Genomic DNA, 19,242 nt, shown 5'->3' on the forward strand with positions numbered 1-19,242 from the left:
GTGTGAAGACCGGTGTCGGCGGCAGCGTCGGACCGGACACCACCCAGATCGCGGCGGGAGCCGGCGTACTCGCCGCGACCGCCGTAGGCGGAGCCTGGCTCCTGCGTCGCCGGGCGAGCGGCACGCAGGACGGCAGCTGACGGAGACTTCCACCTCTCCGTACCGCCCGGTTTCCGTCCCGGTGGCCCCGCGCCACCGGGACGGGACCCTTCTCTCTCTCCGGAGGACGACCGTGTCCCAGAAGGCCAAGGGCTGGCTGCTCGTCGTCGCGGCGCTGGCCGGCCTCTGGCTGGTCCGGAACGGCGCGGACACCCGGCTGACCCCGCCGGCCCCGGCCGCCGCCGACGCCTTCGCCGCCGGCCCCGGACTGCTGCCCGGATCCCCGGTCGCCGACCCGCTGCGGCCCTCCGCGCCCGTCCGCATCACGATCCCGGGCATCCGGGTGGACGCCCCGATGATGCGGCTCGGACTGGGACCGGACGGCAGCCTCGACGTACCGCCGGCCGATGACACCGACCTCGTCGGCTGGTACGAGGACGGCCCGCCGCCCGGCGCCAAGGGCACCGCGATCGTCGCCGGGCACGTCGACAACGACCGGGGCCCGTCCGTCTTCTACGACCTGGGGTCGATGAAGAAGGGCAGCACCGTCGAGGTACTCCGCCAGGACGGCCGCACCGCCGTCTTCTCGGTCGACGCGATCGAGGTGTACGACAACGAGGACTTCCCCGACCGACGGGTCTACGGGGCCTCGGAGCACGCCTCGCTGCGTCTGATCACCTGCGGCGGCGGGTTCTCCCCGTCGACCGGTTACGAGGGCAACGTGGTGGCGTACGCCCATCTCACCGGCGTGCGCTGAGGCCGGGCCCGGCCCCGTACCGTCAGGCCTGCCACTGGTCGAAGGCGAGCTTCGCGACCAGCGAGAAGACCACCACCAGCAGCACCCCGCGGACGAACTCGCTGCCCTTGCGCAGCGCCATCCGCGCCCCGAACAGGCCGCCCGCCAGGTTGAACACCGCCATCAGCGCGGCCAGCTGCCACATCACGTTGCCCTGGTAGGCGAACATCGCCAGCGCCCCGCCGTTGGTGCAGACGTTGACGATCTTCGCCGTGGCGGAGGCCGTCACCAGGTCGAGGTGGAGCACCGCGGTGAGCGCCAGTACGAGGAAGGTGCCGGTGCCCGGTCCGAACAGCCCGTCGTACAGGCCGATGCCGCCACCCACCAGGACGATCGCGGTGACGGTGCGGGCCCGGGTGACCGCGGGCGCCGTGCCGTCCTCGGCGGACCGGCCGAACTGGGGCCGCAGCATCACGAACGCGGCGACGGCCACCAGCACCACCATGATCACCGGGCGCAGCACGTCGCTGCTGATCCCGGCGGCGAAGAAGGCACCGGTCATCGATCCGGCGAGCGCCGCCAGCCCGATCCGCAGCGCCGTGCCGACCTTCACGGGCGCCTTGCGCGCATAGGTGACGGCGGCGCCCGAGGTGCCGACGATCGCGACGGCCTTGTTCGTGCCGAGGATCTGGGCGGCCGGGACGTGCGGCAGTCCGAGCAGCAGTGCGGGCAGCAGGAGGAGTCCGCCGCCCCCGACCACGGCGTCGATCCAGCCGGCCGCGGCTGCGGCGAGGCAGAGCACGACGAGAGTGGTCAGGGTGATGTCAGGCATGGTCGCGACCTTAAGGAAGCGGTACGTGCCCCGTCCAACCATCCCGGGATTCTTGAGCCAATTCTGAGCTCGGGGCCGTCAGCGGCCCTCACAGGCGCGTTCCGCGGACGCTGAGCGCAAGGTTCCTCCCGGGAAACAGTGGGGATCCGGACGGGTAACACCCCCCGGTCACGCTTCCTTTCATGAGGACACGGACGGAGAACACGGCGCGGGTGGTGGTGATCGGCGCCGGGATGGCGGGCGCACGCCTGGCCGCCCGGGTGCCCGATGTCACCGTCATCGGCGAGGAGCCGCACGCCCCCTACAACCGGGTCCTGCTGGCCGAGGTGCTGGCCGGGCGCTATCCGGCGGACGTGATCGCCCTTCCCCCGGCCGAGGTCAGGCGCGGGGTGCGGGCGGTGCGGATCGACCGGGACGACCGGCTGGTGCACTGCGACGACGGAAGTGTGGTGCGCTACGGGCGGCTGGTACTGGCGACCGGCTCCAACCCGGTACTCCCGCCGCTGCGCGGGCTCGGGAACACGATGCCGGACGGGGTGCACGCCTTCCGCACGCTCGACGACTGCCTGGCGCTGCGCGCCTCGGTGCGGCCGGGGGTGAACGCGGTCGTCATCGGCGGCGGCCTCCTGGGCGTGTCGGCGGCCCGGGCGCTGGCCGAGTGCGGCGCCCAGGTGGTGCTGGCCCAGCAGGGCGAGCACCTCATGGAGCGGCAGCTGGACGCGGAGTCGGCCGGGCTGCTCCGGAGCCATCTGGAGTCCCTCGGCGTCGAGGTGCACACCGAGTGCCGGGTCCGCGGGCTGCGCTGCGCCAACGGCGCGGTCCGGGCGGTGGAGCTCGCCGACGGTTACGAGCTGGCGGCCGAGATCACCGTGCTGGCCTGCGGGGTGCGTCCCCGGACGGGCCTCGCGCAGGCGGCCGGTCTGGAGGTCCGCAAGGGCGTCGTCGTCGACGACGAGCTGCGCACCTCCGATCCGTACATCCACGCCGTGGGCGACTGCGCCGAGCACCGCTCCACCGTGTACGGGCTCGCGGGGCCGGCGCTGGAGCAGGCCGATGTGCTCGCGGAAGTCCTCGCGGGCCGGCCGGCACGGTACGAAGGCACCCGGGCCCTGACCCGGCTGACGCTCAACGGCCCGGCCGACCCCGGTACGGCGTCGCTCGACCTCGCCGCCTTCGGCGACTCCCGGCCGCTGCCCGGCGACGACGTGATCCGGCTGGCCGACGCCACCCGGGGCGCGTACCGCACGGTCGTCGTGCGCGGCGACCGGCTGGCGGGCGGTGTGCTGCTCGGCGATCTCGCCGCGGTCGGCACCCTGGCCCGCACCTGGCAGGACGACGCGCCGCTCCCCGCCGAAACGTCCCTGCTCCACCTGCTCACCAACGACGGAGGCTTCTGAGATGCCGGTGTCCACCTTCCCGACCCCCCACACCTCCACCGCAGCGGCCACGGCGACCATCGTGGTCGTCGGGCACGGAATGGTCGGCCAGCGGTTCCTGGAGGCTCTCGCCGACCGGGGGCTGACGCCCGCCGCCGGCACCGCCCGCGTCGTCGTCCTGTGCGAGGAGCCCCGCCCCGCCTACGACCGGGTGCAGCTGACCTCGTACTTCTCGGGGAAGACCCCCGAGGACCTGTCGCTGGTCGAGCAGGGCTTCATGGAGCGGCACGGCTTCGAGCTGCGGGTCGGTGACCCCGCCGAGTCGCTGGACCGCGAGGCGCGCACGGTCACCGCCCGTTCCGGCGAGACCTTCCGCTACGACACGCTGGTGCTGGCCACCGGCTCCTACCCGTTCGTCCCGCCCGTCCCGGGCAAGGACGCCGAGGGCTGTTTCGTCTACCGCACGATCGAGGACCTGCTCGCGATCGAGGAGTACGCGAAGACGGCGACGACCGGCGCGGTCGTCGGCGGCGGGCTCCTCGGGCTGGAGGCGGCGGGCGCGCTGAAGGGGCTCGGACTCGACACCCACGTGGTGGAGTTCGCGCCCCGGCTGATGCCCGTCCAGATCGACGAGGGCGGCGGCGCGGCGCTGCTGCGCACCATCGAGAACATGGGCCTGACCGTCCACACGGGCGTCGGCACCCAGGAGGTCACCGCGGGCGAGGACGGCTCGGTGAACGGGATGTCGCTCTCCGACGGCTCATCGCTCGCCACGGACCTGGTGGTCTTCTCGGCCGGCGTCAGGCCCCGCGACCAGCTGGCCCGGGACTGCGGACTCGCGGTCGGGCAGCGCGGCGGCATCATCGTCGACGAGGAGTGCCGCACCTCCGACCCGGCGGTGTTCGCGATCGGCGAGTGCGCGCTCGCCGCCGACGGCCGGGTGTACGGACTGGTGGCGCCCGGGTACGAGATGGCGCAGACGGCCGCCGGGGTGATCGCGGGCAAGGAGGCGTCGTTCACCGGCGCCGACCTGTCGACGAAGCTGAAGCTGCTCGGTGTGGACGTGGCGTCCTTCGGTGACGCCCACGGCACCTCCGAGGGCTGCCTGGACGTCGTGTACGCGGACTCCCGCTCCGGCGTCTACAAGAAGCTGGTGATCGGCCAGGACGGGACGCTGCTCGGCGGGGTGCTCGTCGGGGACGCCGACCAGTACGGCACGCTGCGCCCGATGACGGGCACGGTCCTGCCGGTCGCCCCCGAGCAGCTGGTCCTGCCGGCCGGCGCGGGCGGCCCGGTCACCCTCGGCCCCTCCTCGCTGCCCGACGAGGCCGTGATCTGCTCCTGCCACAACGTCACCAAGGGCGCGATCTGCGAGCACAGCACGCTGCCCGAGGTGAAGAAGTGCACCAAGGCCGGTACCGGCTGCGGCAGTTGCGTGAAGGTCATCGGCCAGCTGCTCCCGCAGAGCCAGGACAAGGGCCTGTGCGGCTGCTTCGCGTACACCCGCAGCGAGCTGTACGAGATCGTCCGCACCCTGGAGCTCACGTCGTACGCCGAACTGCTCGACTCGCACGGCCGTGAGGCGGCGCGCGGGGGCGACGGCTGCGAGGTCTGCAAGCCCACGGTCGGCTCGATCATCGCCTCGCTGGCTCCCACGGTCGGCGCGAGCGGCTATGTCCTGGACGGCGAACAGGCGGCCCTCCAGGACACCAACGACCACTTCCTGGCCAACCTCCAGCGCAACGGTTCGTACTCGATCGTGCCGCGCATCCCCGGCGGTGAGATCACGCCGGAGAAGCTGATCGTGATCGGCGAGGTGGCCCGCGACTTCGGCCTCTACACCAAGATCACCGGTGGTCAGCGGATCGATCTGTTCGGCGCCCGCGTCGACCAGCTGCCGCTGATCTGGACCCGGCTGGTCGACGCGGGCTTCGAGTCGGGGCACGCGTACGGGAAGTCGCTGCGGACGGTCAAGTCCTGTGTGGGGCAGACCTGGTGCCGCTACGGCGTGCAGGACTCCGTGAAGATGGCGATCGACCTGGAGCTGCGCTACCGGGGCCTGCGCTCCCCGCACAAGCTGAAGTCGGCGGTCTCCGGATGCGCCCGGGAATGCGCCGAGGCGCGCGGCAAGGACTTCGGGATCATCGCCACGGCCGGCGGCTGGAACCTCTACGTGGGCGGCAACGGCGGCGCCACCCCGCGCCACGCGGACCTGCTCGCCCAGGACATGTCCGACGCCGAACTGGTCCGCCTCATCGACCGGTTCCTGATGTTCTACATCCGCACGGCGGACCGGCTGGAGCGCACCTCGACCTGGCTGGACCGGATCGAGGGCGGCCTGGAGCACGTACGGGATGTCGTCGTCCACGACTCGCTGGGGCTCTGCGACGAGCTGGAGCGGCTGATGGCCGACCACGTCCGCGGCTACCGCGACGAGTGGGCCGAGACCATCAACGACCCGGAGCGGCTGCGCCGCTTCGTCACCTTCGTCAACGCACCCGACGCTCCCGATCCGTCGGTGCGGTTCGTCCCGGAACGCGACCAGGTCAAGCCCGATCTGGACATCCTCGCGGGCCCGGTTCTCGCCATCCGCACTCTTGAAGGGACCGCCTCCTGATGACGACCCAGACGATGAACGGGACGCCGGAGACCGCGCAGGACACCCGGGTCATCCGGCTGGCCGCAGGGACCGACTGGCTCACGGTCTGCGACCGCTCGCTGCTGACGCCCGGCCGCGGGGTCGCGGCCCTCCTCCCGGACGGCCGGCAGGTCGCGCTGTTCGTGGACCGGGCGGGACGCACGTACGCGATCGACAACCGTGACCCGTTCACCGGCGCGTACGTCCTGTCGCGCGGGCTGGTCGGTTCGCAGGGCGGGCAGCCGTTCGTCGCCTCTCCGCTCCTGAAGCAGCGCTTCGACCTCGCGACGGGCGCCTGCCTGGACGACGACGAGGTCTCGGTGCCGGTCTTCGAGGTCCGCGCGGACTGACGGGCGCCGGAAGGCGGCCCGAACGGAGCGGTCACGGCCCGTTCACCATCTGTTGACGCTCCGTCAACTGCGTCCCTCTACTGTCCTGACGTTCGACCCGCCGGGCCGACCGGACCGGCGGGCCCTCACGTCACCCGTGGAGTGATCGTGGAACGTCGGACCTTCTTGCGCACAGCGGTGATCGGCGGCTCGGCGGCGGCCTTCGGCGGCACCCTGTGGCGGGGTGCCGCCTTCGCCGGCCCCGCCCAGCCGGCCACCGGCCCGTACGGCGCGCTCCAGGCGGCCAACGGCAACGGCATCCTGCTGCCGAGCGGCTTCACCAGCAGAATCATCGCCCGCTCGGGGCAGACCGTCCCCGGCACCTCGTACGCCTGGCACAGCGCGCCCGACGGGGGCGCCACGTTCGCCGACGGCAGCGGCTGGATCTACGTCTCCAACGCCGAGGTCTCCTCCGGCAGCGGCGGCGGGGCGAGCGCGGTGCGCTTCAACTCCTCCGGAACCGTCACCTCCGCCTCCCGGATCCTGTCCGGCACCAACAACAACTGCGCGGGCGGGCGAACCCCGTGGAACACCTGGCTGTCCTGCGAGGAGGTCAGCCGCGGATTCGTCTACGAGACGGACCCCTGGGGCGTGAACGCCGCCGTGCAGCGCCCGGCGCTGGGCCGGTTCAAGCACGAGGCCGCGGCGGCCGACCCGGACCACGGGTACGTCTACCTCACCGAGGACGAGACGGACGGGCGCTTCTACCGCTTCCGCCCCACCACCTGGGGCAACCTGTCCTCCGGCACCCTCCAGGTCCTGGTGGCAGGCACCGGCACCTCCGGCCCGGTGACCTGGGCAACGGTCCCCGACCCGGACGGCTCGCCCACCCAGACCCGCTACCAGGTCTCCGGCGCGAAGGTGTTCAACGGCGGCGAGGGCTGCTTCTACGCGGCGGGCACCTGCTGGTTCACCACCAAGGGCGACAACCGGGTGTGGGCGTACGACGCGAACGCGTCCGCCCTCTCGCTCGCCTACGACGACTCACTGGTCACCGGCGGCAGCGCCCCGCTCACCGGCGTCGACAACGTCACCCGGTCCGCGTCGGGCGACCTGTACGTCGCCGAGGACGGCGGGAACATGGAGATCTGCCTGATCACCCCGGACGACACCGTCGCCCCGTTCCTGCGGATCAGCGGCCAGTCCGGCTCGGAGATCACCGGCCCGGCGTTCTCCCCGGACGGCACCCGGCTCTACTTCTCCTCGCAGCGCGGGACGAGCGGAAGCTCCTCCGGCGGCATCACGTACGAGGTCACGGGGCCGTTCCGCGGCTGACCGGCTCCCCGGCCGCGCGGCGCCCGTACCGGCGGCCGCGCGGCCGTTTCCCCGCCATCAGGCGGGCTGGCCGCCGGCCTCGACGGCCGCCGGGTCCATCCAGACGACCTCCCAGATGTGGTGGTCCGGGTCCTGGAAGGAGCGGCCGTACATGAAGCCGAGGTCCTGGGTCTCGTTGGCGGGCGATCCGCCGGAGGCGAGCGCCGTGTCCGCCAGCTCGTCCACCTTCTCGCGGCTCTCGGCACTCAGCGCCAGGATCACCTCGGTGTGCGTCGAGGCGTCCGTGATCTCCTTCTTGGTGAAGTCCTTGAAGCGCGGCTCCTCCAGGAGCATCGCGAAGATCGTGTCGCTGATGACGAGACAGGCGGTGCGCTCGTCGCTGAACTGGGGGTTGAAGGAGTAACCCAGCTTGCCGAAGAAGCCCTTGGTCGTCTCCAGGTCCTTGACCGGCAGGTTCACGAAAATCATCTGAGGCATGGCCGTCTCGCTCTCTCGGGCTGTTTCCCGTGCGCTGTTGTTCGAACCGCTCTACGACAGGTAGACAGCGGGTCCGCCGGGAACTCATCGGCGCCGGACGAAATATCCTTCCCGCGCGGCGCCGGACGGAAAACCTCGCCCGCCGCGCGGGAGGCCGGAGCCGGGCGGGCTCAGGAGACGGCGAGCGGCGCACCGCCCCGCAGCAGCGAGCCGCCCAGCGGGGTCAGCGTGTGCAGGACCGAGCTGCCGTGGCGCAGGGTGTGGACCAGGCCCGCCTCGCGCAGCACACAGGCGTGCTGGCTGGCCGAGGCGAGGGACACTCCGGCCCGGCGGGCGAGTTCGCTGGTCGTGCAGCCGTCGCCTATGACCCGCAGGACCGTCGAGCGGGTGTTCCCGAGCAGCCGGCCGAGCCAGGGGCCCGGTTCGGCGAAGACCGGGGCGGCGGCATGGGTCACGGGGTAGACGAGCACCGGCGGGAGCAGCGGGTCCCGGTAGACGACCGGGGTGCCGCGGCAGAAGAACGACGGCTGGAGGAGCAGTCCGCGGCCGTCCAGGTGGAGTTCCCGGTCGACCGGGTAGTCCGCCTCCAGTACGGGGGCCCGCCAGCGGATCACGGGCGGGAGCGAGGCGAGCAGTTCCTCGGCGCCGCCGTCCAGGAGCGCGCGGCCACGGAGGGCACGGTCGGCCTCGACGCTGGCCTGGATGTGCGGCCAGTACGGCTCGACGGCGGCCCGGTGGTAGGCGCGCAGCACGCCGATGAGCCGGCCCAGGGGCTCCGCCCGGCCCTCGCCCAGCGCGTCCAGCGCCACGGGCCGGACCGCCTGCCGGGCCGCGCCGCGGCCGCCGGCCGCCGCCTGGGCGCCCAGCACCTCCAGATCGGCCCGCAGCCGCTCGGGCGGGGTGTCGCGCAGGGCTTCCATTCCGGTGGTGAAGTCCATCGGTTCGGCGCCTTCCCGAGAAGGCGTCAGGAAGTCCGGGAAATAGCCGCGCGGTGGAACCACGGCGGACAGCAGACGTACTTCACCATTCAACCGTGGTCGCGCTTCCGAACGCCATTTCCCGAACACCGTGGAAGCCCTCCGGTCCCTCAGCCGGTGAAAGCTGAGAATGGTCTCCCATAACGCGTCCGGCCCGGTGGCCATCCGCACCTTGGAAAGGTCCCACCCGGAGACATGGATACGCAGCACCGAACCCCCACCCCTTGCACCTGCAATTGCCCCCGCGTCAGAGTATGCGAAGAGTTACAGCACGTCACCACGGGGTTTCGGCCAGAGGTGAAACGTCTCGCCCCGACCCACCGTCACCCGAAAGGCTGTACGACGTCGGGTGCGATTCCGAAGCCACCGGAAGAGCGGGTGAAGGCCGTGGGGGGTTTTGCTCGTTCGGCGGCGGTTGGCGACGGTGCGGCTCCGCACTCGACGGGGGTAAGCCGGGTGCGGTCCATGGGTGGGGATCCATGGACCGCACCCCGGTCCCGTTTCCGGCCCGGCACCGCACCCGGCCTCGTTCCGACTCATCTCTTTGCGCATTAAACGAAGCAATGAAGTGACGCGCACATTACAGAAAGCGCTCACATTCCTCGTCGGCACGCACCCATGACAAGGCGGCGGCACCCCCGCACAGGGTGCCGCCGCCTCAGGGAATTCCGCGGCCGCCGCCCGACCGTTGAGGGTCGTCCGGTCCTGCGGCCGCCGCGGAATCAGTGGCTCTGCCGCCTCAGCGGCTGTCGCTGCCCCGCGACTCCGCTGCCGCCCGGCCCGCCTCCAGGCGGGCCACCGGAATGCGGAAGGGGGAACAGGAGACGTAGTCCAGGCCCACCTCGTGGAAGAAGTGCACCGACTCGGGGTCGCCGCCGTGCTCGCCGCAGACGCCGAGCTTCAGGTCGGGACGGGTGGCCTTGCCGGCCGCGACCGCGCTGCGTACCAGCGACCCCACGCCGTCCTTGTCGATCGTCTCGAACGGCGACACCCCGAAGATGCCCTTCTCCAGGTACGCGGTGAAGAACGAGGCCTCCACGTCGTCGCGCGAGAAGCCCCACACCGTCTGCGTCAGGTCGTTGGTGCCGAAGGAGAAGAACTCCGCGGCCTCGGCGATCTGCCCCGCGGTGAGCGCGGCACGCGGGAGCTCGATCATCGTGCCGATCTTCAGCTTGAGGTTCGTGCCGGTGGCGGCCTGGACCTCGGCGATGACCCGGTCGGCCTCCTCGCGGACGATCTCCAGCTCCTGGACCGTACCGACGAGCGGGATCATGATCTCGGCGCGCGGGTCGCCCTTGGCGTTCTTGCGCTCGGCGGCGGCCTCGGCGATCGCCCGCACCTGCATGGCGAACAGCCCCGGGATGACCAGGCCGAGCCGGACCCCGCGCAGACCGAGCATCGGGTTCTGCTCGTGCAGCTTGTGCACGGCCTGCAGCAGCCGGAGGTCGTTCTCGTTGGCGTCCTTGCGGGACTCCGCGAGCGCCACCCGGACCGAGAGCTCGGTGATGTCCGGCAGGAACTCGTGCAGCGGCGGGTCCAGCAGCCGCACGGTCACGGGCAGTCCGTCCATCGCCTCGAAGAGCTCGATGAAGTCGGCCTTCTGGAGCGGCAGCAGCTGCTCCAGAGCCGTCTCGCGCTCCTGGTCGGTGTCGGCCAGGATCAGCTTCTCGACCATCTCGCGGCGCTCGCCGAGGAACATGTGCTCGGTGCGGCACAGCCCGATGCCCTGGGCGCCGAACCGGCGGGCCCGCAGGGCGTCCTCCGCGTTGTCCGCGTTGGCCCGCACCCGCAGCCGGCGCACCCGGTCCGCGTACGCCATGATCCGGTGCACGGCGGCGACCAGCTCGTCGGCGTCGTCGGCGCCCGCGTGCATCCGGCCCTCGAAGTACTCGACGACCGGCGACGGTACGACGGGTACCTCGCCGAGGTACACCTTGCCGGTCGAGCCGTCGATGGAGACGACGTCGCCCTCCTCGATGACCCGCCCGCCCACCGTCATCCGGCGTCGCTTGGTGTCGACCTCCAGGTCCTCGGCGCCGCAGACACAGGTCTTGCCCATGCCGCGGGCGACGACGGCCGCGTGCGAGGTCTTGCCGCCGCGCGAGGTCAGGATGCCCTCGGCGGCGATCATGCCGTCGAGGTCGTCCGGGTTGGTCTCACGGCGGATGAGGATGACCTTCTCGCCGGAACGGGACCACTTGACCGCGGTGTACGAGTCGAAGACGGCCTTGCCGACCGCCGCGCCCGGCGACGCGGCGATGCCACGGCCCAGCCGCTCCGTCTTCGCTTCGTCGTCGAAGCGCGGGAACATCAGCTGCGCCAGCTGCGCCCCGTTGACGCGCTGGAGCGCCTCGGCCTCGTCGATGAGTCCCTGGTCGACGAGCTGGGTGGCGATCCGGAAGGCGGCACCGGCGGTGCGCTTGCCCACCCGGGTCTGGAGCATCCACAGCTGGCCGCGCTCGATGGTGAACTCGATGTCGCAGAGGTCCTTGTAGTGGGTCTCCAGCGTCTCCATGATCTGCATCAGCTGGTCGTACGACTTCTTGTCGATGGACTCCAGCTCGGCGAGCGGCACGGTGTTGCGGATACCCGCGACGACGTCCTCGCCCTGCGCGTTCTGCAGGTAGTCGCCGTACACGCCCTGGTGGCCGCTGGCGGGGTCACGGGTGAAGGCGACACCGGTGCCGGAGTCCGGGCCGAGGTTGCCGAAGACCATGGAGCAGACGTTGACGGCGGTGCCGAGGTCGCCGGGGATGCGCTCCTGGCGGCGGTAGAGCTTGGCCCGGTCGGTGTTCCACGAGTCGAAGACCGCCTTTATGGCCAGGTCCATCTGCTCGCGCGGGTCCTGCGGGAAGTCACGTCCGGCGTCCCGCGTGACGATCTTCTTGAACTGCTTGACCAGCTTCTTCAGGTCGCCCGCGTCGAGATCCACGTCGACGGTGACGCCCTTGGCCTCCTTGGCGGCCTCCAGCGCCTCCTCGAAGAGGTCGCCGTCGACTCCGAGGACGGTCTTGCCGAACATCTGGATCAGGCGGCGGTAGGAGTCCCACGCGAACCGCTCGTCGCCGGACTGGGCGACGAGGCCGACGACGGAGGCGTCGGAGAGGCCGATGTTGAGGACCGTGTCCATCATGCCGGGCATCGAGAACTTGGCGCCCGAGCGGACGGACACCAGCAGCGGGTCGTCGGCCTGGCCGAGCTTCTTGCCCATCCGCGCCTCAAGGGCGTCGAGGTGCGCACTCACCTCGTCGCGCAGCTCGGCCGGCTCGTCGCCGCTGTCGAGGTAGACCTTGCAGGCCTCGGTGGTGATGGTGAAACCCGGAGGAACCGGAAGTCCGAGGTTGGTCATCTCGGCGAGGTTGGCACCCTTCCCGCCGAGCAGATCCTTCAGTTCCTTGTTGCCCTCGGTGAAGTCGTAGACGAACTTCTGAAGGTCTTCGTTTTCCGACACGGGTCTCGACTCCTCGACGACGCGGTGGCTGCCCTGACGGCGAGGAACATACCCAGATCGAAGGTGTCTGGGTATGTGCGCTTGCGCGTCGTGCGGCCTCAACCACCCGTCCGCCAGCAGATCGAAAGTGGAGCGCCCTCTAGCCCGATCGAGCGAAAGTATTCACTTCTTGAATGAATGACCACGCATGGCAACCGGTTCCGACCCCTTTCACCACGCAACGCGATGGAAGCGTCGATCGATCAAAGGAGAGCCACCTGGCACCCAGTGCCATCATTTGAGAAGTGGACCCCGCGTAAAGGTGCTCATCTGAGCAATGAACCCATCAGGCGTGGCGAGGATCACGCCGGAAGTGGCGCTCAGATGTCACCATACGGACGCCTCCCAGGCAGCCCTGGGTGACCCATCGGTCACGTGACGCCACGCAGGCAAGGCGGAAGTGACCCATGAGACACCCCTGACCGGGGAATCCGGCCGGATCTCTTCGATTCCCGCCCGATCCAACGCTCAAATGAGCAGTGGGGGTGATGGGGCACCCGGTGCCCCATCACCCCCACGAGGTGTCACTCCGCCCACGGGCGTATCTCAGCCGCCCGACGTGTCCAGTTCCGCGTCCGCGCTGACGCCCGCGCAGTCGTACGGGTCCTTCAGCCAGCCGTCCGGGAGCACGACCCGGTTGTTGCCCGAGGTACGCCCCCGCGGGCCGTCGGCCCCGTCCGGCCAGGGCTGGTCCAGCTCCAGTTCGTGCAGCTGCGAGCCGAGCTCCTCCAGTGACGAGGTGATCGCCAGCTTCTTGCGCATCTCGGAGCCGACCGCGAAGCCCTTCAGGTACCAGGCCACGTGCTTGCGGAAGTCGATCACACCGCGGGTCTCGTCGCCGATCCACTCCCCCAGCAGCGTCGCGTGCCGCAGCATCACGTCCGCGACGGTGCGCAGGGAGGGCGCCTGCCGGGTCTCCGTGCCCTCGAACGCGCTCACCAGGTCGCCGAAGAGCCAGGGACGGCCCAGGCAGCCGCGGCCCACGACCACGCCGTCGCAGCCGGTCTCGCGCATCATCCGCAGCGCGTCGTCCGCGCACCAGATGTCGCCGTTGCCGAGGACGGGGATCTCGGGGACGTGCTCCTTGAGCCGCGCGATGGCGTCCCAGTCGGCGGTGCCGCCGTAGTGCTGGGCGGCCGTCCTGCCGTGCAGGGCGACGGCCGTGACGCCTTCCTCGACGGCGATCCGGCCGGCGTCGAGGAAGGTCAGGTGGTCGTCGTCGATGCCCTTGCGCATCTTGATGGTGACCGGCAGGTCGCCCGCTTGGGAGACCGCCTGGTTGAGGATCGCGCGCAGCAGCGGCCTCTTGTACGGGAGCGCCGAGCCGCCGCCCTTACGGGTCACCTTGGGGACCGGGCAGCCGAAGTTCAGGTCGATGTGGTCGGCGAGGTCCTCGTCGACGATCATGCGGACGGCCTTGCCGACCGTGACCGGGTCCACTCCGTACAGCTGGATCGAGCGCGGGGTCTCGGTCGCGTCGAAGCGGATGAGCTGCATGGTCTTCTCGTTGCGCTCGACCAGCGCCCGCGTCGTGATCATCTCGCTGACGAACAGCCCCTTACCGCCCGAGAACTCCCGGCACAGGGTACGGAAGGGCGCGTTGGTGATGCCGGCCATGGGGGCCAGGACCACCGGCGGCTGCACGGTGTGCGGGCCGATGCGGAGCAGCTGGGGCGAGGGGGCGAGCGTGGTCATTCCCCCATTGTCGCGTACGCCGGGAACTGCTCCGGTGGCGCGGGCGGCCGGGTGGCGCGGGCCCGCTGTCAGTGCGGGCACGTAGCGTGAGGGCGTCGTTACGGAACCGTTGACCGAGGGACACGATGATCATGAACCCCACCCGCTCCTCAGGCCGGACCGCGTCCATGACCGCGGCGGCCGGAGCTGCCGAAGCGGCTGGAGCGGCCACCGCGGCCCCCACCCGTCGCACCCTGCTCTCGCTGGGCGCCGCGGGCGCGGCCGGTGCCCTGCTCGTCGCCGCCGGGCCCTCCCGGGCCGCCGCCCGGACCCGGGGGCCCGGCTCCGCCCTCGCCCGGCTGCGCGAGCTGGAGCGCGTCCACGGCGCCCGGGTGGGCGCCTTCGCGTACAACGTGGCCACCGGGGCCTTCGTCCGCCACCGGGCCGATGAGCGGTTTCCCGTGCTCTCCACGTTCAAGACGCTCGCCGCGGCGGCCGTGCTGAGGGATCTGGACCGGGACGGCGAGGTCCTCGGCCGGCTCGTGCGCTACACGAAGGAGGACTGCGTCCCCGACTCACGGATCACCGACACCCCGGAATGCCTCGCGAGCGGGCTGACCATCGAGCGGCTCTGTGAAGCGGCGGTCTGTGACAGCGACAACACCGCGGCCAACCTGCTGCTGCGCGAGCTCGGGGGCCCGCGTGCGGTCACCCGTTTCAGCCGCTCGATCGGCGATCCGGTGACGCGCCTGGACCGCTGGGAGCCCGATCTCAATTCGGCCGAGCCCGGGCGGCGCACGGACACCACCACCCCGGCCGCAATCGCGCGCGACTACGCCCGTCTCGTGCTCGGGGACGCGCTGGAAGCCCGCGACCGCCAGCGGCTGACCGGCTGGCTGCTGAACTGCCGGACGAGCGGGACGCGTTTCCGGGCCGGGCTGCCGCCGGAGTGGACGGTGGCGGACAAGACCGGCGGAGGCTCGTACGGCAGTTGCAACGACGTGGGCATCGCCTGGACACCGGACGGGACCCCGGTGGTGCTGGCCGTGCTGACGACCAAGCCGGACGGGGACGCGGGGGCGGCCGGGGACCATCCGCTGGTGGCCCGGGCGGCCGAGGCGCTGGCAGCGGAAGTCGTTAGTTAGCCGTACTATCCATGCATGCCTGAGCTCAGCCACCGGCGGCGGATGCTCGTACTGGCGATCTGCTGCATGAGCCTTCTGATCGTCAGCCTCGACAACACCGTCCTGAACGTCGCCCTGCCCGCCATGCGCCATGACCTGGACGCGAGCGTCGCAGGGATGCAGTGGACGATCGACGCGTACACGCTCGTCCTTGCCTCCCTGCTGATGCTCGCGGGCTCAACCGCCGACCGGATCGGCAGACGCAAGGTCTTCATGGCCGGGCTCGTCCTGTTCACCGTGGGCTCGGCGCTCTGCTCGCTGGCTCCCAGCCTGGAGGCGCTCATCGCGTTCCGGATGGTCCAGGCCGTCGGTGGCTCCATGCTCAACCCGGTGGCGATGTCGATCATCACCAACACCTTCACCGACCCCCGCGAACGCGCCCGGGCCATCGGCGTCTGGGGCGCGGTCGTCGGCGTCTCCATGGCGGCGGGACCGGTGGTCGGCGGCCTGCTGGTCGATTCGGTCGGCTGGCGGTCGATCTTCTGGGTCAACCTGCCGATCGGCATCGCCGCACTGCTGCTGACCTGGCGGTACGTCTCCGAGTCCCGCGCTCCGAAGGCGCGCCGCCCGGATCCGGTGGGCCAGCTGCTGGTGATCACACTGCTGGGCTCGCTGACGTACGCGATCATCGAGGCGCCGCAGAAAGGCTGGACCTCGGCGGAGATCCTGTTCTTCGCCGCGCTCGCTGCGGCCTCCCTGGCCGGCCTGTTGCTGTACGAGCCCCGGCGCACCGACCCGCTGATCGATCTGCGCTTCTTCCGCAGCGTCCCCTTCAGCGGCGCCACCGTCATCGCGGTCAGCGCTTTCGCCGCCCTCGGCGGTTTCCTCTTCCTCAACACGCTGTATCTCCAGGATGTGCGAGGGCTCAGCGCACTCGACGCCGGTCTCTACATGCTGCCGATGGCCGCCGTGGTCTGCGTCCTGTCGCCGTTCTCGGGCCGGCTCGTCGCCAGTCGCGGACCGCGCATCCCGCTGCTGGTCGCGGGCGTCGCGATCGCGGCGAGCGGGCTGATGTTCGCGGCGTTCGACGCGGAGACCGGGACGGCCTCGATGTTCACCGCCTATGTGCTGTTCGGCCTGGGCTTCGGCGCCGTGAACGCACCCATCACCAACACCGCCGTCTCCGGCATGCCCCGCTCCCAGGCGGGCGTCGCCGCGGCGGTCGCCTCGACCAGCCGCCAGATCGGCCAGACGCTGGGCGTCGCCGTGATCGGCGCGGTCCTCGCGGCAGGGGTGGCCGACGCCGGTTCCTCGTACGGCACCGGGGCGGGGGCGGCGGGCGACTTCGTCGCGGCGGCCAGGACCGCCTGGTGGATCATCACCGGCTGTGGCGTGTGCGTCCTGCTGGTCGGCACGGTGAGCAGCGGGCGCTGGGCCCGGGGCACCGCCCGCCGGACCGCGGAACGGCTGGAGGAACCCGCGGTCGCGGGCCCGCCCGGTGCGCCCGTGAGCCGGTCCCCGGGGACGAACACCAGAGCCTGAGACCGCTCCCCCTCACTCACGCGCCCGCGAGCCGTCCCGGGGACGAACACCAGGGCCCGCCACCACTCCCCTCACTCACGCACCCGCGAGCCGTTCCTCGGCCGCGACCACGAGCGCCTGAAGGTGCTCCAGGCGCTCGCGGGTCTCCTCGTCGCGCGGGGCGTAGGTGACGAGCCTCGGACCGGACGACGGGCCGAGCCAGAGGTCCGTGGTCTCCAGGCGCAACAGCCCCACGTGGGCATTGCGGAAGATCTTGGACCGGGGTCCGGGGCCGAGGACCTCGTGTCGTGCCCAGGCCTCCCGGAATTCCGGTGACGCCGCCTCCAGCCGCTTGAGCAGCGCCTTCCAGGCGGGCTCAGCGAGGTGCCCGGCCATCGACGCACGGAATTTCGCGGTCATGAGGCGGGTCACCGCGGCCACGTCCATGACGGAGGTGCGCCACTCCTCGTTCGTGAAGGCCAGCAGCATGACGTTGCGGTCCGCGACCGCCACGGCGTCCATGTCGCACAGCATCCGGCCGTAGGTGCGGTTGTGGGCGAGGATGTCGTACCGGCTGTTCTGCACGCAGGCCGGGATCGGCTCCAGCTGGCGCAGCAGGGTGCGCAGCGCCGGGGTGATGCTCGGGCACTCCGTGCCGGGCGCCGGGTCCACCGCCCCCGCGAGGGAGAACAGGTGGGTCCGCTCGCTGTGGTCCAGCAGCAGGGCGCGGGCGAGCGCGTCGAGGACCTGGGGCGAGACGTGGATGTCGCGGGCCTGTTCGAGCCAGGTGTACCAGGTGACGCCGACGGCGGAGAGCTGGGCGACCTCCTCGCGCCGCAGCCCCGGGGTGCGCCTGCGGCCGCCCCGGGCCAGCCCTACCTGCTCGGGGGTGATCCGCTCCCGACGGCTGCGCAGGAAGTCCGCGAGCTCGTGCCGCCGGATCTCGGTCCCGGTCGCGTCCTCGATATCGGCCGCCGGAATCCGCGGCGCTTCCGGGTCTCGCCGCGCTGCCGTCACCATCGTCGTCATTCCTCCAGCATGCGGGACCGGCCGTAGCCATGACAGGTGCTCCTGGTACCAGGATAAAGACACTCTGGTACCAGGCTCCGGGAAGAGCGATCGTCGGTGTCGTGAGTGAATCCTCTGTACGGCCGAAGACATCCGCCACCGCCGCCCCCGTGGTGCGGCACGACCACCCCGCCCCGGTGCTCGGCGCGTTGGGGCTGTTCACCGTGTTGCTGGGTGCGGCCCTTCCCCTGATCGACTTCTTCATCGTGAACGTCGCCCTGCCCACGATCGACCACGACCTCGCCGCGGGTCCCGCGCTGCTGGAACTGGTCGTCGCCGGGTACGGGCTCTCGTACGCCGTCCTGCTCGTCCTCGGCGGCCGGCTCGGCGACATGGCCGGCCGGCGCCGGCTCTTCCTGCTGGGCATGGCCGCGTTCGGGCTCACCTCACTGGCCTGCGGACTGGCGCCGGACGCCTGGACGCTGGTCGGCGCCCGGGTGGCCCAGGGCGCCGCGGCGGCGCTGATGCTGCCGCAGGTGCTCGCCACCATCCAGGCGGCCACCTCGGGCCACCGGCGGGCCCGGGCGATGAGCCTGTACGGGGCCACGGCCGGGCTCTCCATGGTCGCGGGCCAGATCCTGGGCGGGGTGCTCGTCGCCGCCGCGCCGCTCTCGTCGGTGTTCGGCGAGAGCGCGGGCTGGCGCTCGGTGTTCCTGGTCAACGTGCCGGTGGCGGCCGTCGGGCTGGTCCTGGCGGCCCGCGCGGTCCCGGAGACCCGTTCGGAGCGGCCGGCGCCCATCGACGTACCGGGCACGCTGCTGCTCGCCGTGTCACTGGTGACGCTGCTGGCCCCGCTCACCGAGGGGCGGGCGGCGGGCTGGCCGCTGTGGACCTGGGTCTCGCTGGCGTTGTTCCCGTTCGCCGCGGTCGCCTTCTACCGGGTGGAGCGACGGGCGGACCGGCGCGGACTGGTCCCGCTGATCCCGCCGAGCCTGTTGCGGCTCGCGTCGCTGCGGCGCGGGCTGGCGCTGGTGGTGCCGTTCTCGATCGGCTTCGGCGGCTTCATGTTCGTCATCGCCGTCGCACTCCAGCAGGGGCTGAGGCTGGGCCCGGCGGAGTCGGGACTGTCGATGGCCCCGATGGCGGTGGCCTTCTTCGCGGCCTCGCTGGCCGGTCCGCGGCTGGTGCGGCGCTACGGCAGCCGTGTGGTGACGGCCGGCGGGCTGGTCCAGGCGGCCGGCGTCGTCGTGCTCGCCCTCACGGTGTGGCGCGGCTGGTCGGGCCTGGGCCTGCTCGGCCTGATGCCGGGACTGGCGATCGCCGGCTTCGGCCAGGGCCTCCAACTGCCCGTCCTGTTCCGCATCGTCCTCTCCGACGTGCCGCCGGAGCGGGCCGGGGTCGGCGGCGGCGTCATGACGACGACCCAGCAGGCGGCGCTGGCCCTGGGCGTGGCGACGCTCGGCTCGCTGTTCCTGGCACTGGCGCCGGGCTCGGGCATGCGGGACGCGCTGATCGTGACGCTGCTGGTCCAGCTGGCGGCGGTCGCCCTGACGGCGCTGCTGAGCCTGCGGCTGCCGCGCACGGTGGGATGAGAGCGGGACGCCCGCTACGGGCGTGGGCCCGGAA

The 19,242-nt window shown here is 71.6% G+C and carries 14 protein-coding genes; 8 read left to right on the forward strand and 6 right to left on the reverse strand.

Features of this window, described 5'->3' with window-relative positions; translation table 11 throughout:
• Window positions 1-232 precede the first annotated feature (232 nt).
• The gene (locus tag EAO72_RS19335; RefSeq protein ID WP_148018589.1) at window positions 233-856 is read left to right on the forward strand and encodes a class F sortase; all 624 of its coding nucleotides are present in this window, start codon (window positions 233-235) and stop codon (window positions 854-856) included.
• A 22-nt stretch (window positions 857-878) separates the two neighbouring features.
• Here the strand turns inward: EAO72_RS19335 and EAO72_RS19340 are convergent, their stop codons facing one another.
• On the reverse strand, window positions 879-1,667 hold the full coding sequence (locus EAO72_RS19340) for a sulfite exporter TauE/SafE family protein (RefSeq protein WP_148018590.1): 789 nt from the start codon (window positions 1,665-1,667) through the stop codon (window positions 879-881).
• A gap of 182 nt (window positions 1,668-1,849) precedes the next feature.
• Between EAO72_RS19340 and EAO72_RS19345 the strand changes: the two genes are divergently transcribed.
• The 4 genes from EAO72_RS19345 to EAO72_RS19360 all read left to right on the forward strand — a co-directional run bounded on the left by EAO72_RS19345 (window position 1,850) and on the right by EAO72_RS19360 (window position 7,345).
• Window positions 1,850-3,064 (forward strand): NAD(P)/FAD-dependent oxidoreductase, encoded by a 1,215-nt coding sequence (locus EAO72_RS19345; protein WP_148018591.1) that lies wholly within the window; start codon window positions 1,850-1,852, stop codon window positions 3,062-3,064.
• Between the two features lies 1 nt (window position 3,065).
• Window positions 3,066-5,660 (forward strand): nitrite reductase large subunit NirB, encoded by a 2,595-nt coding sequence (gene nirB / locus EAO72_RS19350; RefSeq protein WP_148018592.1) that lies wholly within the window; start codon window positions 3,066-3,068, stop codon window positions 5,658-5,660.
• The gene (nirD, locus tag EAO72_RS19355; RefSeq protein ID WP_148018593.1) at window positions 5,660-6,031 is read left to right on the forward strand and encodes a nitrite reductase small subunit NirD; all 372 of its coding nucleotides are present in this window, start codon (window positions 5,660-5,662) and stop codon (window positions 6,029-6,031) included. Before nirB ends, nirD begins: the two co-directional genes overlap by 1 nt.
• Window positions 6,032-6,178: 147 nt before the next feature.
• Entirely contained in the window at window positions 6,179-7,345 is a 1,167-nt protein-coding gene (locus tag EAO72_RS19360; RefSeq protein ID WP_148018594.1) for an alkaline phosphatase PhoX, read from the forward strand.
• Between the two features lie 57 nt (window positions 7,346-7,402).
• Here EAO72_RS19360 and EAO72_RS19365 read toward each other — a convergent pair whose 3' ends face one another.
• The 4 genes from EAO72_RS19365 to dusB form a co-directional block, all read right to left on the reverse strand.
• Window positions 7,403-7,822, reverse strand: coding sequence for a VOC family protein (locus EAO72_RS19365; protein WP_148018595.1), 420 nt, complete (start codon window positions 7,820-7,822; stop codon window positions 7,403-7,405).
• A 170-nt stretch (window positions 7,823-7,992) separates the two neighbouring features.
• Window positions 7,993-9,009 (reverse strand): ArsR/SmtB family transcription factor, encoded by a 1,017-nt coding sequence (locus EAO72_RS19370; protein WP_148018596.1) that lies wholly within the window; start codon window positions 9,007-9,009, stop codon window positions 7,993-7,995.
• 529 nt (window positions 9,010-9,538) lie between these two features.
• The gene (gene ppdK / locus EAO72_RS19375) at window positions 9,539-12,250 is read right to left on the reverse strand and encodes a pyruvate, phosphate dikinase (RefSeq protein WP_148018597.1); all 2,712 of its coding nucleotides are present in this window, start codon (window positions 12,248-12,250) and stop codon (window positions 9,539-9,541) included.
• 585 nt (window positions 12,251-12,835) lie between these two features.
• Entirely contained in the window at window positions 12,836-13,984 is a 1,149-nt protein-coding gene (gene dusB / locus EAO72_RS19380; protein ID WP_148018598.1) for a tRNA dihydrouridine synthase DusB, read from the reverse strand.
• A gap of 167 nt (window positions 13,985-14,151) precedes the next feature.
• On the opposite strand from dusB, the gene bla reads away from it, so the two are divergent.
• A complete protein-coding gene (gene bla / locus EAO72_RS19385; protein WP_148021901.1) occupies window positions 14,152-15,108 on the forward strand; it encodes a class A beta-lactamase in 957 nt (318 codons plus the stop codon).
• Window positions 15,109-15,123: 15 nt separating this feature from the next.
• Window positions 15,124-16,629 (forward strand): MFS transporter, encoded by a 1,506-nt coding sequence (locus EAO72_RS19390; RefSeq protein ID WP_148018599.1) that lies wholly within the window; start codon window positions 15,124-15,126, stop codon window positions 16,627-16,629.
• A gap of 75 nt (window positions 16,630-16,704) precedes the next feature.
• On the opposite strand, the gene EAO72_RS19395 is transcribed toward EAO72_RS19390, so the two are convergent.
• On the reverse strand, window positions 16,705-17,637 hold the full coding sequence (locus EAO72_RS19395) for a helix-turn-helix transcriptional regulator (RefSeq protein WP_261991577.1): 933 nt from the start codon (window positions 17,635-17,637) through the stop codon (window positions 16,705-16,707).
• 101 nt (window positions 17,638-17,738) lie between these two features.
• Here EAO72_RS19395 and EAO72_RS19400 point away from each other — a divergent pair, with 101 nt between their 5' ends.
• Window positions 17,739-19,208 (forward strand): MFS transporter, encoded by a 1,470-nt coding sequence (locus tag EAO72_RS19400; protein ID WP_410090457.1) that lies wholly within the window; start codon window positions 17,739-17,741, stop codon window positions 19,206-19,208.
• Window positions 19,209-19,242 lie beyond the last annotated feature (34 nt).

The sequence above is a fragment of the Streptomyces sp. OR43 genome (assembly GCF_008042275.1).
Classification (GTDB): Bacteria; Actinomycetota; Actinomycetes; order Streptomycetales; family Streptomycetaceae; genus Streptomyces.